This is a genomic window from Methylobacterium persicinum (assembly GCF_022179525.1).
Taxonomy (GTDB): Bacteria; Pseudomonadota; Alphaproteobacteria; order Rhizobiales; family Beijerinckiaceae; genus Methylobacterium; species Methylobacterium persicinum.
Window position 1 is genome coordinate 91027 of the sequence record NZ_BPQX01000026.1, and the last position, 15663, is coordinate 106689.

General features: G+C 72.3%; 9 protein-coding genes. 5 read left to right on the forward strand and 4 right to left on the reverse strand.

Going from position 1 to position 15663, the window contains the following annotated elements:
* Nucleotides 1–2: 2 nt before the first annotated feature.
* The 3 genes from MFF22_RS11335 to MFF22_RS11345 form a co-directional block, all read right to left on the reverse strand.
* Nucleotides 3–824: an ABC transporter ATP-binding protein gene (locus tag MFF22_RS11335; protein WP_238249073.1), complete on the reverse strand. Its 822-nt coding sequence runs from the start codon at nt 822–824 to the stop codon at nt 3–5.
* A 130-nt stretch (nt 825–954) separates the two neighbouring features.
* Nucleotides 955–2031, reverse strand: a complete 1077-nt coding sequence (locus MFF22_RS11340; RefSeq protein WP_238249161.1) for an ABC transporter permease — start codon at nt 2029–2031, stop codon at nt 955–957.
* Between the two features lie 244 nt (nt 2032–2275).
* On the reverse strand, nt 2276–3421 hold the full coding sequence (locus MFF22_RS11345; protein WP_238249074.1) for an MFS transporter: 1146 nt from the start codon (nt 3419–3421) through the stop codon (nt 2276–2278).
* Nucleotides 3422–3708: 287 nt separating this feature from the next.
* Here MFF22_RS11345 and MFF22_RS11350 point away from each other — a divergent pair, with 287 nt between their 5' ends.
* The 5 genes from MFF22_RS11350 (at nt 3709) to MFF22_RS11370 (ending at nt 8370) form a co-directional block, all read left to right on the forward strand.
* Nucleotides 3709–4023 (forward strand): hypothetical protein, encoded by a 315-nt coding sequence (locus tag MFF22_RS11350; RefSeq protein ID WP_238249075.1) that lies wholly within the window; start codon nt 3709–3711, stop codon nt 4021–4023.
* Nucleotides 4024–4062: 39 nt separating this feature from the next.
* On the forward strand, nt 4063–6444 hold the full coding sequence (locus MFF22_RS11355; RefSeq protein ID WP_238249076.1) for a TonB-dependent receptor: 2382 nt from the start codon (nt 4063–4065) through the stop codon (nt 6442–6444).
* A gap of 108 nt (nt 6445–6552) precedes the next feature.
* Nucleotides 6553–6693, forward strand: a complete 141-nt coding sequence (locus tag MFF22_RS11360; protein WP_238249077.1) for a hypothetical protein — start codon at nt 6553–6555, stop codon at nt 6691–6693.
* A gap of 98 nt (nt 6694–6791) precedes the next feature.
* Nucleotides 6792–7877: a hypothetical protein gene (locus MFF22_RS11365; protein ID WP_306424674.1), complete on the forward strand. Its 1086-nt coding sequence runs from the start codon at nt 6792–6794 to the stop codon at nt 7875–7877.
* Nucleotides 7878–7929: 52 nt separating this feature from the next.
* Entirely contained in the window at nt 7930–8370 is a 441-nt protein-coding gene (locus MFF22_RS11370) for a DUF1489 family protein (protein WP_238249079.1), read from the forward strand.
* Nucleotides 8371–8451: 81 nt separating this feature from the next.
* On the opposite strand, the gene MFF22_RS11375 is transcribed toward MFF22_RS11370, so the two are convergent.
* Complete coding sequence (locus tag MFF22_RS11375) at nt 8452–15456, reverse strand: apolipoprotein A-IV repeat region-like domain-containing protein (RefSeq protein WP_238249080.1); 7005 nt, start codon at nt 15454–15456, stop codon at nt 8452–8454.
* Nucleotides 15457–15663: the final 207 nt, after the last annotated feature.

Here is a 15663-nt window from a genome sequence, read left to right on the forward strand (position 1 = left end):
GGTCAGCCTCCGGTCGCTGCGGCGAGGGGATCCTGGTGCGCCGTCACGGCGGCGGGGCCGCCCAAAACGGCGCGGGCGCGCTTGCCGTGAAAATACGAGCGCAGCCAGGGATGGGGGTTCTCCAGCATCTCCTCCACCGTGCCGGCGGCGATGATCTGGCCGTCGCCGAGCGCCGCGATGCGGTCGCAGGCGGTGTAGAGGCTGTCGAGGTCGTGGGTGACCATGAAGACGGTCAGCCCCAGCGTCTCCTTCAAGGTGGAGACGAGGTCGTCGAACTCCCCCGCGCCGATCGGGTCGAGGCCCGAGGTCGGCTCGTCGAGGAACAGGATCTCCGGGTCGAGCGCCAGGGAGCGGGCAAGCGCCGCCCGCTTGATCATGCCCCCCGACAGTTCGGAGGGCAATTTGTCGGCGGCGTCCGGCTTCAGGCCGACCATCTCGATCTTCAGCCGCGCGAACTCGTCGAGCAGGCGGCCGGAGAGCTTCAGGTGCTCGCGCATGGGCACCTGGATGTTCTGCTTCACCGTGAGCGCGGAGAACAGGGCGCCCTGCTGGAACAGCACGCCCCAGCGGGTCTCCATGCGCCGCCGCTCGGCATAGGTCAGGCCGTCGATGTCCCGGCCGAACACCTCGATCGTGCCGGAGCGCTTGGGCACGAGGCCGAGGATCGTGCGGGTCAGCACCGACTTGCCCTGCCCCGAGGGGCCGACGAAGCCCAGGATCTCCCCCCGGCGGATGTCGAGGTTCAGCCCCTTGAGGATGGTCTTGTCGCGAAAACCCACGACGAGGTCGCGGACGCGGATGATGTCTTCTTGGGACTCACTCACCGGCCAGCCCCCGTCTTTGCGAGCGCAGCGAAGCGACCCAGGGATGCGCCACGCCCGGACACGGCCCGCTGACCTGGGTCGCTTCGCTGCGCGCGATATGACGGAATGAGTGAGATCAACCGCATGGGGCTCAAAAGTCGATGGCGGCGAAGAACACCGCGAACAGGCCATCGAGGACGATGACCATGAAGATGGATTTCACGACCGAGGCGGTGACGCGGCGGCCGAGGGATTCGGCCGAACCCTCCACCGCGAAGCCCTCGATGGTGGCGATGAGCCCGATGGTGAGCGCCATGAACGGCGCCTTGATCAGCCCCACCGTCACATGGTGCACCCCCACCGCCGCCTGGAGGCGGGCCAGGAACTGGTCGAGGGTCAGCCCCCCGTAGAGCATCGCCGTCAGCCCGCCGCCGGCGAGCGCCGCGAGGTCGCCGATGAGGGTCAGCATCGGCAGGCTGACCATCAGGGCGAGGATGCGCGGGACGATCAGGATCTCGGTGGCGTCCAGGCCCATGACCCGCAGGGCATCGACCTCCTCCCGCATGCGCATGGAGCCGATCTCGGCGGTGATCGCCGAGCCGGAGCGACCCGCCACCATAATCGCCGTAAGCAGCACGCCGAGCTCGCGCAGGATCAGCAGGCCGATCAGGTTCACCACGAAGGTCTGCGCGCCGAAGCGCTGCAACTGGAAGATGCCCTGCTGCGCCACGATCCCGCCCACGAGGAACGAGATCAGGATGATGATCGGCGCGCCGTTGAGCGCCATCTGCTGCACTTGGTTGACGAGGGCGGTCCCGCGGAAACTCCCCGGCCGCAGGGCGACCCGGCCGCAGGCGGCCACGACCTCCCCGAGGAATCCCACCCCGGTGGCGATCTCCCGTCCGCCCCGCGCGGTCTGCCGGCCGAGCCCGTCGAGGACGGCGATGGGGAGGGCGAGGCGCCGGGCAGGGGGTGGCACCTCCCCGCGGATCGCCACCTCGCCGAGGAGGGTGCGGTGCTCCGTCCGCGCCCCGAGATAGGCGAGCGTCCCTCCCGCCGCCTCGACCTCGCCGCGGGTCCGCTCCAGGACCCAGGCGCCGAGGGTGTCGAGCCGCTCGACCTCCGCGAGGTCGACGACGAGGCGTGCGGAACCCGCCGCGGCGATCCGGGCGGCCGCGGCCTCTACGGCCGGCGCCTGATCGGCGGTCCATCGTCCGGCGAGGCGCATGCGCCCGTCGGCCGCCTCCGTCAGCGATGCCGTGCCGGGCGCAAGCCCTTCGGTCAGCACGAGCGGGTCTCCTTCAAAGGCGCCTCTGCCGGGCTGGTCGCCGTTCCGGGCGTCGGCGAGCGCAACAAGCCGTTGCGCAAGCTGGACCGTCCGTGCGGATGGACACAGCGCGCGCGAACCAATCCTGCACGGCGGTTATGACGAGATTAGGGTTGAGGATTTCTCTCACGTCGTCACCGGACGCTCACCGCCGCGCCGCCACCAGCGCCAGGGCGAGGCCGCAGGCGGCCAGGGGCGCCATGGCGAGGAAGACGGCGCCGCCCGCCTCCCGGTAGATCAACCCGCTCGCCAGCGTCGCCGCGACGGAGACGCCGGCATTGACCGCCGACAGGAGGCCCTGGGCCCGGCCCCGGGCGCCCTCGGGGCCCAGGGTCGAGACCGCCTCCATCGCCCCGAGTTGCGTCGCGCCGAAGGTCAACCCGTGCAGGGCCTGGAGCGGCACCAGCAGCGCCAGCGTGTCGTCGGCGAGGAACAGCCCGACCGCCCGGAGGATCGCCGCGGTCGCGCCGGCGGCGAGGAGCGGCACCGGGCCGCGCCACCGCGCCGGGAGGCGGGGGGCGACCGCGAAGGTGGCGATCTCCCCCAGAACCCCCGTGGCCCACAGGGCGCCGATGGTGGTCGGCGCGAGTCCACCTGCCGACCAGTGGATGCTGCCGAAGCCGTAGACCGCCGCATGGCTCGCCTGGATCGCCGCCGCGGCGGCGATGCACAGCCACAGGCGGCGGGGCAGGGGCGGGGAGGGCCCGGCTTCCGCCCGCCGGGAGGGATCGGCGGGGGTCCTGTCACGCCGTGCGGTGAGGCCGGCCAGGAGGGCGAGGCCGGTCAGGAGGAGGGGCACTGCGAGCCGTCCGCCGAGGGCCGCGAGCAGGGCCCCGCCGGCGAGGTTGGCGAAGAGGAAGGCCACGGAGCCCGCCATCCGGATCCGGGCGTAGGAGAGGCGGCGATCCCGGCGCGCAGCCGCCAGGGTGAGGTAGTCGATGGAGGGGACGAGCGGCGCCGCCGCCACCGCGTTCAGCACCGTGAGCACGGCGAGGGCGGGCCAGCCCAGCGCCGGGGCCGCGGGAGCCATGACGGCGTAGGTCGCCGCCACGCCGAAGCTGCCGGCCACGATGAGCCGCCTCGCCCCGACGCCGCGGTCGATCAGCGCCATCAGCGGCGCCGTGGCGACGATCCGCGTGGCGATAGGCAGGGCCAGCAACAGGCCGATCACCCCGGCATCGAGGCCCAGGGCCGCGAGCCAGACCGGCATGAACGGCATGGCGATGCCGATCTCGGTGAAGACGACGGCGTAGAGCAGCGACAGGCGCAGCGCGCCGGGGGACGAGGGCACGGAACGGTTTGCGGGGCTGAGGGGAACGCATCGCGTCGTCAGCCCCCCGTCTAAACCCAGCGTCGCAAATGGCGAGTACGAATTTTTGTCGGTGTCCCGGAAACCCCACGCACGCCTCCAACGCGACGCGCCGTTCGGTGTGGCTTCGGGGGCAGCCGGCCGGAAATTCGCGGATTGTCCGACCGGCCGGCTTCGCCCGCTCATTGACGCTCGAAGGTTTGCGCTTCTACCAGTTTCCCATGCGTGGGCGGCCATCCCGACAGGTTCGGTGCCGCGCGATCATCGGTGTGATCGCGGTTTACGCGCTATTGCTCCAAGCATTCCTGGCCTTCGCCTCACCCTCCGTGTTTCCGGACGGGACCGAAGTCCTCTGCGCGGACCACGCCACGGGCTCACCCGCGCACGACCAAGCGGACGCGCAATGCCATGCCTGCTGCATGGCCATGAATGTCGGCACCCTCGCGCCGCCGCCCCTCTCTCTGCCATCGTTCCAATGGCCGTTCTCGCAGGTCTCCCGGGTCGCTTGGCGGCCCGAGGCCGACCGCGACAAGACCGGACCGCCGACTCACGCCCACAGCGCCCGAGGTCCCCCCGTCGCCTGATCGCACGCCGCCCCGCCGATCAGCCGATAGGGTTTCATCATGTCCCACCACCTTCCCCGCGGCAGCGCATGGGCGCTGGCCGCCGCATGCCTCGTGGCTCCACCCATGACGGCAGCCGGTCTCGCCGAAGGCGGCGCCGTCACCCTTGAGGAGTTGTCGGTCACCAGCCAAGGGGCCGGCCCGGCCTCCCCGCCGCCCCTCGCCCCGCAGGCGCCGGTCTCGACCAGCATCGTGCCCTCCGATCCGGGCGCTCCGCCGATCGTGCGCCGGTTCCAGCTGCCGCAGACCAGCGCCAGCGTCACCCGCGAGCAGATCGACGAAACCGTCAACGTCGTCGATACCGAGGACGCCCTCAAATACTTTCCGAGCCTGTTCGTCCGGAAACGGAACGAGGGCGACACCCAGCCGGTCATCGAGACGCGGACTTGGGGCGTGAATTCGAGCGCCCGCAGCCTCGTCTACGCCGACGACGTGCTGATCTCGGCGCTCATCGCCAACAACAACACCATCGGCGCGCCGCGCTGGGGTATCGTCGCGCCCGAGGAGATCAAGCGCATCGACTTCCTCTACGGGCCGTACTCGGCCGCCTTCCCGGGCAATTCCATTGGCGGCGTCCTGCAGATCATCACCCGGATGCCGGACCATTTCGAGGCGACGCTCAAGCAGACCGGGGCCCTGCAGACCTCCCAGTACTACCGCACCGACGGCAGCTACGGGACGAACAAGACCAGCGCCACCTTCGGCGACCGGATCGAGGACTTCTCCTGGTTCCTGAGCGCCGACTACCTCAATACCTTCACCCAGCCGCTCACCTTCGTGACCAACGGGAGCGCCCCGGCGGGCACCCTCGGCACCATCCCGGCGCTCAATAAGATCGGGCAGGTCGCCAACGTGGTCGGCGCGGGGGGGCTGCTGCACTCCGAGCAGGCCAACGCCAAGCTCAAGCTCGCCTTCGACATCACCCCGTGGCTGACGGCGACCTACACGTTCGGCTACTGGTCGAACACGGCCAATTCCTCGGTCCAGAGCTACCTGACCAACGCGGCCGGCGTGCCGACCTTCGGGAACGTCTCGTCCTTCGCCCAGAACCGCTACACCCTGGACGAGCAGCACATGGCCAACGCCCTGTCGCTGAAGACGGACACGCACGGCGAATTCGACTGGGAGGTGGTGGCCTCGAACTACTACTTCCTCACCGACGCGCAGCGGAACCCCTACGGGGTCACGCCGGGCTACGGCTTCACCCCGTTCGGCAAGGTGCTGCGCTACGACGGGACCAACTGGACCAATATCGACCTGCGGGGCATCTGGCGGCCCTTCGGGATCGAGGGACCGCACGAGATCAGTTTCGGCGCCCACGGGGACCAGTACCGCCTCGACAACCCGACCTACGGCACCTCCAACTGGCTCGACCGGTCGAACCAGTTGCCGACCGAGTACACCAACAGCCGCGGCACCACCGAGACAGGCGCCTTGTGGGTGCAGGATGCCTGGCACTTCGCCCCGGCCTGGACGCTGACGACGGGCGCGCGCCTTGAGAGCTGGCAGGCGACCGACGGCTTCAACCTGACCACGACGGCCAACAACGCCACCGGCGCGGTGACCTCGACCACCCAGATCCGGCAGCCGAACCTGTCGGCGACGCACGTCTCTCCGAAGGCGACCCTGGCCTGGGTGCCCGAGCCGGGCTGGGCCGTGAAGGCGTCCTTCGGCGAATCCTACCGCTTCCCGACGGTGACCGAGCTCTACCAGCTGGTGCAAACCGGCCCGATCTTCACCAATCCGAACCCGAACCTGCGGCCCGAGCACGATTATAGTGGCGAGCTGGCGGTCGAACGTCGGTGGGACACCAACCATCTGCGGGTGTCGTTCTTCCAGGAGAACACCTACGACGCGCTGATCTCGCAGACGAACTTCGTCACCGGCACGGTTCCCACGACTTTCACCACCAACGTCGATGCGATCCGCAACCGCGGCGTCGAGGTCGAGGCCGGGCGCAACGGCGTCCTGATCGATCGGCTCGACCTGACCGGCAGCATCACCTACGTCGATTCCCGCATCCTGAAGGATACGGCGTTCGCCAGCACCACTGGCACCACGGCCCGGGGCAAGCGCGTGCCCTATGTCCCCGATTGGCGGGCGACGGTGGTGGCGACCTACCACATCGACCCGAACTGGTCGTGGACGGTGGCGGCGCGCTACAGCGGCAAGCAGTACTCGACCTTGGACAATACCGACGTCGTGTCGCACGTCTTCGGCGCCTTCGACAGCTTCTTCGTTGTCGACACGCGCATGCAGTACAATATCGACGACCGCGTCGCGATCAGCGTCGGTGTCGACAACATCGGCAACGAGAAGTACTTCCTTTTCCATCCCTTCCCAGGGCGAACCTTCATCGCCGACGCCCGCGTGAGGTTCTGACCGGGACGACCGTCGGAACCTTCGCCCCGGCGGCGACCTCAAGGCCGTCGGAGCCCGCATAAGCGAACGATTCAAATCGGTCGCGCCACGACGCGAGCGCGAAAATCGATGGATGAGATCAATGCCTCCACAGATCTCGCGCGCGTGATGACGTACGAGACCGGAACGGAAGCCCGGTCTTCGGCTCGTTTTCGCCCCGATGAACCGGAATTCGACGAACTCGCACTCGTCAAATTAGGCGCCCGTTAAACGACCCGTGTCACTCTCGTTCGATCCCGGGACGCGCCGGGCGCGGGGTCGTCACCTCGCCGGGCGCTCCCCTATCGGAAGCGCTGTCGATGTCCGGTATGCCCAGTCTCCACGCGATCGATGCGGCCGAATACGCCGCGATCGAGGCGACGATCGGCGGGACCGAGCGCGGGCAGCAATTCCTCGCCGAACACGCCCGCCGCGCCCGGGCGACGGAAATCCAGTCCGTCCTGTCCGCCGTCGAGCGCCTGGAGCGGGTGGTGACGGCGGACCGGTCCGTGGATGCCGTCGGCACCCTGCGGGGCGACCTCCTGGAGATGGCCGAGGCCATCAGCCGGACCAAGGCCGAGATCACGGCGATCAGCATTCCCGGCGCCGACCAGACCCGGCTGGCCACGGCCTCGCAGGCCCTCGACGCCATCATCCGGGCGACCGAGCAGGCCACCTCCGACATCCTCGGCGCCGCCGAGGCGGTGCAGGAGGCGGCCTGGACCCTGCGTGAGCGGAACGTCGAAGCGGAAACCTGCGAGGCCCTCGATCGCCATGCCACGGCGATCTACACCGCCTGCTCGTTCCAGGACCTCACCGCCCAGCGCACCGCCCGGATCATCTACACCCTGCGCTACCTGGAGGACCGGATCACGTCGATGATGGCGATCTGGGGGGACGAGCTCGCCCGGATCCCGCCCCCGCCGGAGACCAAGCACGAGACCGCCCCCGTCGAGGAAGACCTCTGCCAGATCGACGTGGACCGCTACATCGCCATGACCGTGCCCGCGGTCACCGCGGCGGCGATCGCCGCCCAGCCGGGCAGCCCCGCCCTGCACGAGGACATCGTGTTCGTGCCGGTCTCGCCCCGTCCGGAGACGGCCGGGCCCGCCGACCTGCCCCCCGCGCCGCTCTGGTCGGAGGAAGCGCCGGGCGAGGCGGAGGCCGCCGCCATCGAACCGGCGGCCGACCTCTCGTTCGACCTCACCCTCGAACCGGTGGCCGACCTCGCGGTCGAGGCCCCGGCCGATCCCGAGGAGACGAAAGCCGGCCCGGCCGGAGCCGGGTTCGCGCAGGCCATGACCGCCTCGTCCGCCGACTCCCTATTCGAGTTCGTCATCCCCGACGCCGAGCCGATGTCCCTGTCGGCGCTCGACGCCCTGCCCGCCGAGGAGCGCCTCGCCCTGTTCGCGTGAGGCGTGTACTGCCGGTATAGGGAGCCGACATCCCGCTCCCTCCCGGCATCCCGTGGCCCTGCATCTCATCAAGCTCAGCGTCGGCCCCGCCTCCATCGCCGATCTCGCCGCGCGGCAGGCCGGGCATCGCGCCCGCGCCCTGCAGGACGGGCAGGCCGCCCACCCCGTCCACGTCACGCGGACCCTGCCGAAGCGGCACCGGGACATCGCGGGGAAGGGGTCGATCTACTGGGTGATCCGCGGCAGCCTGTGCTGCCGGCAGGCGATCCTCGCCCTGGAGCCCCTGACCGGCGAGGACGGCATTCCCCGGTGCCGGATCGTCCTGGCCGATTCCCTCGTGCCCGTGGTGCCCCGCCCCTGCAGGCCGTTCCAGGGCTGGCGCTACCTCACCGCCGCGGATGCCCCCGCCGATCTCGGCGAGGGCCAAGCCGACGACGTCGCCGACATGCCGGAGACCCTGCGCCGGGAACTGGCGTCCCTCGGCCTGCTGTAGCGGGGCACCGGCCCCCGACGGCCACCCTCGACCGCGCCTCCGGCACCCGCGACGCCGCGGGCCCAGAGGCGAGAGCGCCCCTCACGCCCCCTCGAACCGCCCGCTCGCATGGGCGAGCATCGTGTAGACCTTGCCCGTCTCCGAGGTGAGATAGGCGTCGGTCCGCTTGGCGTCGGGGTCGTTCTTGACCACGTCGCCCAGCAGGCGCTCGAACTCGCTGACGTAACGGTCGACGCTCCGGCGGAACTCCTGATCCGAGCGGTACCGCCGCTGGATCTCGGTGAAGGTCGCCTGCCCCTGCGCCGTGTAGATCCGCGGCGTGAAGAGGTTCGGCTCACCCCGGCGGTACCGCTCCCACAGATCGACCGCCGTCCGGTGCTCGATCATCTTGGCGATGTCGGTGGAGATCGTGTCGAGGGCGATCCGGCCGGTCTCGGCCGCGGCCTTGGCGGACCGGGCCGCGGGCGGAGCGGAGGGAGCCGAGGCCGGGGGGGCCGCGGCGGCGGGCGTCTGCGCGCCCTCGTCCTCGTCGTCGTCGAGCGAGGCCCGGGTGAGGAGATCGGAGAGCCAGCCCTTCTTGTTGGCGCTGGCCGCCCCCGGAGTGGCCGCCTGGGCGGCCGGACGCGTCGTGGCGGGACGGATCTCGCTGCGGGTTTCGCTGCGCGCCTCGTTCCGGACTTCGTTCCGCACCGGCGCCGGAGCGGGGGCGGTCGCGGTCCGGGCCGGCGCGGCGGGAGCCGGTGCCGCCGCGGGGGTGGCCGGAGCGGGGGCAGGGGCGGGGGCGGGGGCGGGGGCGGGGGCCGCCGCCTGCGGGGCCGCGGCGATCGTCCGGGAGCCGCCGCCCTCCGCCACCCGGCGCTGAAGCTGGGAGACGGGCTGGGAGACGTCCACAGCTCGGCCGGTCTTGGCCACCAGGGAGGACAGTTCGTTCAACGCCTTGATCTGGTCGGCCACGACCCGGCGCATCTCCCCGGCCGCATCCTGGGTTTCCCGCGGCAGCTCGAGGACGCCGCGGGCGAGGTCCGCCCGGGTGGCATCGAGTTCGGTGCGGATCGCAGTCGCCATCTCGCGCAGGCCGGCGACGGACTCGCCGAGCCGGGTCTGGGCTTCTTCCAGCCCTTCGCGCATCTCGCGGGAGGCGGCGTCGAGGGCTTCGCGTACGCCCGTGGCGGCCTTCTCGGCCTCGGCGCCGGCATCCTCCTTCAGGCTCGCGAAGGCGTTGGACACCTGCGCGCCGGCTCCTTCGGCGGAGCGGGAGAGCGCGTCACCCAGGCTGCGCGCCCGGTTTTCCGCATCCCGCAGCACCTTGTCGATCTGGCCGGCGAAGGCCGCGCCCCGGGACTCGAGGGTCTCGGCGCGCGTCTCGAATTCCGCCAGCGCCGCCGCGAGGGCGCGCTCGCGGTCGGCGAGGGCGGTGGACAGCCGCGTCTCGACGGCGCCCAGGGAGTTCGCGGCCCCGTCGAGGCTTTGGGCGAGGCCGGTGGCCTCCCGCAGGGCGCCTTCCGAGGCATCGCGCAGGGCTGCGACCTGGGTCGATACGTCGGCCCCGGCCCGGCCCGTCTCCGCCGCGACCCGCTCCAGTTCCGAGCGGATCTGCGACAGCCGGTCCGACAGGTTCCGCTCGATGGAACCGAGGTTGGAATCGGCCCCGGCCACGAGGCCGGACAGGGCGGCGTTGGCGCTCTCGACGCGGACGATGATCCCGCCGAGCTCCCGGGTCAGCCGGTCGTTGGTGTCGGCGAGGTCGGCCAGGGTACGGGCCGCCCCTTCGTCCACCGCCGCCCGGAGGATGTCCGCGGAGGCGCGGGTCTGGACGGCGAGGCGCTCGGTGTTGGTGCGCAGGGTCTCGGCCAGGGGCAGGCCGGTCTCGGCGAGCACCCGCTCGATGGTCCCCGCCCGGTCGGACAGGGCGTCGGCGAGATCGCGCATCGGGCCGTCCACGGCGGCGCGGAACCGCTCGACATGGCCTTCGAGCTCCGTGCCCACCGTGTGGCCGCTGGCATTGAGGCTGTCGAGCAGGGCGCCGCCCCGCTCCTCGATGGCCCGGACGAGGGTCTCGGCGCTCTCGGCCAGCCGGCGGGCCAGGGCCTCGCCGCGGGCATCCACCAGGGAGCCCAGGGCCTTGGCCCGGCGCTCGAAGCCGATGCCCATCGCTTCTGCCCGCTCGTCGATGAGGCCGGCCAGGGCCGCCTCCCGGGCGGCCAGGGTCGCGGCGAGGGCCGCGGTATGGGTTTCGACCTGCGCGGCATGGGCCCGCGCCCGCTCGTCGAGGGCCGCGCCGAGGCCGGCGGTACGCTCGTCGATCAGGCCGGCGAAGGCGTCGTGGCGCTCGTCGAAGGCCGTGGCGAGGGCATCGGCCCGCTGGCCGACGAGGTTCGCGAAGCGCTGGATGCGGTGGTCGATCCGCTGGGTGAAGGCATCCGCCCGGGCATCGACCTCGCGGGTGAGATCCTGGGTGCGACCCTCGACCACGCCGTCGAGTTCCCGCAGGCGCGTCTCGAACACCTCGGTGAGCGCCGTGGCCCGGCTGTCGGCCGCCTCGATCAGGCCGCGGCTGCGGTCGTCGAGGAGTCCGTCGATGGCCGAGCGGGCCTGGTCGAACGTGGTCTGCAGGGAGGCGAGGCGGGCGTCGAACAGCTGGGCGACGCCGGCCGGCGCCGTGTCGAGGACGCTGCGCAGTTCGTCGGTCTGGTGGGCGATCGCCAGGGCGATGTCCCCGCCGCGGGTCTCCACGAGGTCGCGCAGGCCGTCCTGCGCCTCCTCGAACAGGGTGCGCAGGCGCTGGGTGCGGACGTCCAGGGTGGCGGCAAGCTGGCGCTCGCGGGATTCCACCAGGGCCGCCACCGCCGCAGGAGCCTCCTCCAGGAGGGTCCGGAGGGTCTGAAGGCGGGTATCCACCGAGGCGGCGAAACGGCCGCTCCCGCCCTCGACGGCGGCGTCGAGGGTGCGCTGGGCCTCATCGAACAGGGTGCGCAGCCCCTCAGCGCGGGCGTTGAGGGTCTCGGCCAGCCGGTTGCCCCGGCCATCGACCAGTTCCTCCAGGCGTCCAAGCCGGGCGTCGAACAGGCTGCCAAGGGCATCCGTCCGCGTCTCCAGGGCGCCGGCGGCGGCGCCGAGGGTCCCTTCCAGGGTCTCCACCAGCGCCCGCCCGCGGCCGTCCAGGGCCTCGCTGAGGGGACCGGTCCTGGCGTCGAGGGTCTCGACCAGGGTCTGGGCATGCCCATCCAGCATCGTGCGGATCTGGTTGGTCCGGTCGTCCAGCAGGTCGTGGACGGTGCGCACGCCCTCGTCCAGCAGGCCGCTGATGTCGCCCGTGCGGCTCGCAAGGGTATGACCGAGGCGGCCTTCGCCCTCTTCGAGCATCCGCTCGGCATCGGCGATGGTCTGCTGCAGCTTGGCGAGGACGCCCTCGCCGCGATTGTCGATGAGCTGAGCCAGGGAGGTGCTGCCGCTGTCGAACAGGCGGGCCAGTTCGGTGATGCGGGCTCCGATCACGCCGAACACCGCCCGGCCCTTCTCGTCCAGCTCCTGCGACATGGCTTGGGTGCGTTCGTCGATCAGGCGGCCGAGCAGGTCGGAGCGCTCGACAAAGGCGTTGCGCACCTCCTCGGTGCGGGCCGACAGGGCGGCGTCGGCGGCGCCCGCCCGCTCGTCCACGAGGCGGGCGATCTCCGCCCCGCGCTCGGCCAGGGCAGTTTCCAGGGCCCGGGTGCGGGCCTCGACGGCCCCCGTCAGGGCGGTGACGTGCTCGCCCATGGCGGCATCGAGCCCACCGGTGCGGCTCTCGATCGCCCCCACGAGGTCCCGGGTGCGCTGGGTCAGCTCGCCGTCCACGGCGCGGGTGCGCGCCTCGATCAGGCGGATCGCCTCGAAGGCCTGCGAGCCGAAGCTCTCGTCCACGAGCCGGGCGCGCTCCTCCAGGGTCGCGCCGATCTCTTCCAGCCGGCGGAGCACCGTGCCGTCGAACCGCTCGGCGCCGGATTCGAGGGCGCGGGCGATCTCGGCCGTCCGCCGCTCGACCTCGGCGCCGAAGCCGGCGGACTTGGTCTCGAAGTCGCGGGTGGCCCCGTCGAGGTGCGCGTCCACCATCCGGGCGAGGTCCCCGGCCCGGGCGGCGAGGGTTTCGTCGAGGGCGGTGGTGCGGGCGCCCAGCACCTCGGTGAGGGCGATGGTGCGGCTGGAGAGGGACTCGTCCAGGGCCGCGGCATGGGTGCCCAGGGCTGCGGTGAGGGCGGCGGTGCGACTGGAGAGGGATTCATCCAGGGCAGCGGCATGGGTGCCGAGCTGCCCGTCCACCTGCCCGACCAGGGCGGCGACGGCCTGAGCCACCTCGGCGGTGCGCTTGGCGGACCGCTCCTCCAGGGTCCCGAGATGGGTTTCGATCAGGGTCCCGGCCTCGCGGGCCTGGCCGGCGATGGTCTCGGCCACGGCCTGGCCGCGGTCGGCGATGAGACGGGTGACCTCGTCCAGCTGCGCGCCCACGGTCTCGCCGAGGACGGCGGTGTCCCGGCCGATCCGGTCCGCGAGGATGTCGCCGCGGGCGATGGTCTCCTGCAGGGCGGCGAGGCGGCTGCCCAGCACCTCGTCGATGACCTTGACCCGGCCATCGGCGGTCTCGGCGAAGGCGTCCCCGGTGCGGCCGAGGGTGTCGGCGAGGCGCGCACCCTGGTTGGCGACGGCCAGCACGATGTCGCGGCCGGTGCCGGCGATGCGGGCGTGGGTTTCCTCCGCATGGGTGGAGAGCAGGTCGGCCACCTCGCGCCCGTGGGCGCCGAAGGTCGCCTCGATCTCCCCGAGCCGGCCCGACAGGTCGGCGGCGACCTGCGCGGCGGCGCGCTCCAGGGCGCCGGTCGTGGCGTCGGTGCGGGCAGCGAGTTCCGTCTCGAGCCCTTCCAGGGCGGTGCGCAGGGCGGCGACGGCGGTGGCGCCGCGGGTGCCGAGTTCCTCGCCCGCCCGGTCGGCGGCCTCGCGGAAGCGGGTCAGGAGGATGGCGGATTCCGCCTCGATGGCGCCCGACACCTCGGCCGAGGCGGTGCGGAGCGTCGCGAGACTGTCCGTGAGGCGGGCGGCGGCCTCGGCGACCTGCGTCTGCGCCACCTCGCCCGCCGTCGCCGCGGCGGCGCGGATGGCCTCGGCGGCCTCGCTCGCCCGGCCGTCGATCTCGCCCGACAGGTGCTCCACCGAACCCCGCAGGCTGCGCACGGCGTCGCCCGCGCCGGCCTCGAAGCCCCGGCCCAGGGCCGCGAAGGCCGCTTCCAGGCCCTCCGCGACCTCCCGGGAACGGTCGGCCATGAGGCCGCCGGCCCGCTGGGCCGCTCCGTCGATGCGGCTTTCCAGGCCAGCGCCTTCCACGGCGATGGTCTCGTGCAGCCGCGTGACGATGCCCTCCATCCGGTCGGCCAGCTCGCCGCCGCGGCCGCTGACGGCCTCGCCGACCCGCTCGGCGGCGCCGAGGATATCGTCGCGCACCGTCTCGGCCCTGGCGGCGAGAACCGTCGCGGCCCCGTCCGCCGCCTGGGCGAGGGTGTCCAGCGCGGACCGGCCGCTCTGCGCGATGGCGCCGGCGATGTCCCGCCCGACGGTCTCGATCTCGGTGCGCAGGGCCGTGCCCCGGCCGGACAGGTCCTCCGCGAACGCGACGCCGACATCGGAGAAGCGCCCGGTGATCTCGGCGCCCGTGGCGGCGAAACGCTCGGTCAGCTCGTTGCCGCGGACGAGGAAGGCGTTCTCAAGCCCGATGGCGGAGCGCTCGAAGCTCTCCCGCACGGCTTCACCCTGCCGCTCGATGGAGGCGCCGACGGCGGCGCCGGTCTCGGCCAGGGTTTCGGCGACGCGGCCCGCGCTCTCGGCGAGCCGCCCGGTGAGGGCGTGCCCGGTCTGCTCGAAGGAGCCGGTCAGGTCCGCCGTCCGGGCCTCGAAGGTGCGGACCAGTTCGGCCCCGACGCCCTCCAGGCTCTCGCGGACGCCCGTGCCGGTGCTCGACAGGCGCTCGATCAGCGCGTCCCCGCGCTCGCTCATCAGGCCGGTGACGCGCTCGCCCACCTCGCCGAGGGAGTTGGTGATGGCGGCACTGCGGGCGTCCAGCGCCCCGGTGACGCGCTCGCCCGCCCCGTCGAGGGCCGCCACGATCCGTTGCGCCGCCCCGTCGAGTTCCTGGCTGATGTTCTGGTGCGAGCCGGCGATGGCCCCACGCACCCGCTCCGCATTGGTGACGATGGCCTCCCGCTGGGCGACGAGTTCATCGACCAGGGAGCGGATGCGGATCTCGTTGTCGGAATAGGCCCGCTCCAGGGTGGCGATCTCGCCCCGGACAAGGGTCTCCAGCTCGCCTGCCCGGGCAAGGGCGCGCTCCACGCCGTCGCCCACCGCCGCCACCTCCCGGCGTACGGTCTGCGACATGGTCAGGACCGCGTCGGTGGAGAAGCTCTCCGGCTCCGCGAGCCGCACCGCGACCTCGCCCACCGCCCGGGCGACGAGGCGCATCTCCTGGGCGCGGACGGCGAGCATCGCCGCCACGACGAACAGGATCACCGGCCCGAGGAGGGCCGACACCGCACCCATGGCCTGGAGCGGCGGAAGGCCGGTGGCGAAGCCCGCGAGGTCGCCGCCCGACTGCGTCCAGGCGATGGCGCCGAGCCCCCCGATCCAGGCGAGGCCGACGGCCACCGCCGCGATGTACGGCTTCCGCGATGGCCGGACCCGCAGCGTCTGCTGCAGGATGCCGATGTTGCGCCGGTCGTCGTTGGCCACCAGCGAGCGGTCCGGCGGCAGCAGGCCGCCCTCCCGGCGGGGCCGGTCGAGATCCGGCGGCGGCAGGTCGGAGGTGAGCGGCGGGTCCTGCGTCAGCGGCACGGCACCGGCCGGCGGCCGGTCGATGTCGAGGCGGGGAGGGGGCAGGCGCCCGCCCACGTCGCGACCGCCCGATTCACGGCCGCCCTCGAGGAGCGGCTCGGCGTCGCCGACATCCGGAAGCCGGGGCTCCGGGCGTGCGCCGCCGTCGCGCATCAGGGCGTCGAGGCTCAGGGCCTGCTCGATGGCTGAGAGCGCGGCCTCGGCCGGGTCCTTCAGCTTCTTCTCGGTCGCCATCCAAACGCCTCGCACGCACGGGTTCGGCACTCACGCACCGAAGACGCAACTTCCCGTTTACCACTCGAGCCTAAATTCCGGCACCCTGTCCGGATAGCGGCACGGGCGGCCGACCCCAGCAATCATTAACGAAATGGTTACCAAGGGCGGCCCGGTGGGTCCCACTATCGTGCCAGGGATAGGGCCCGAGGGCGAGGCGAGGGGTCG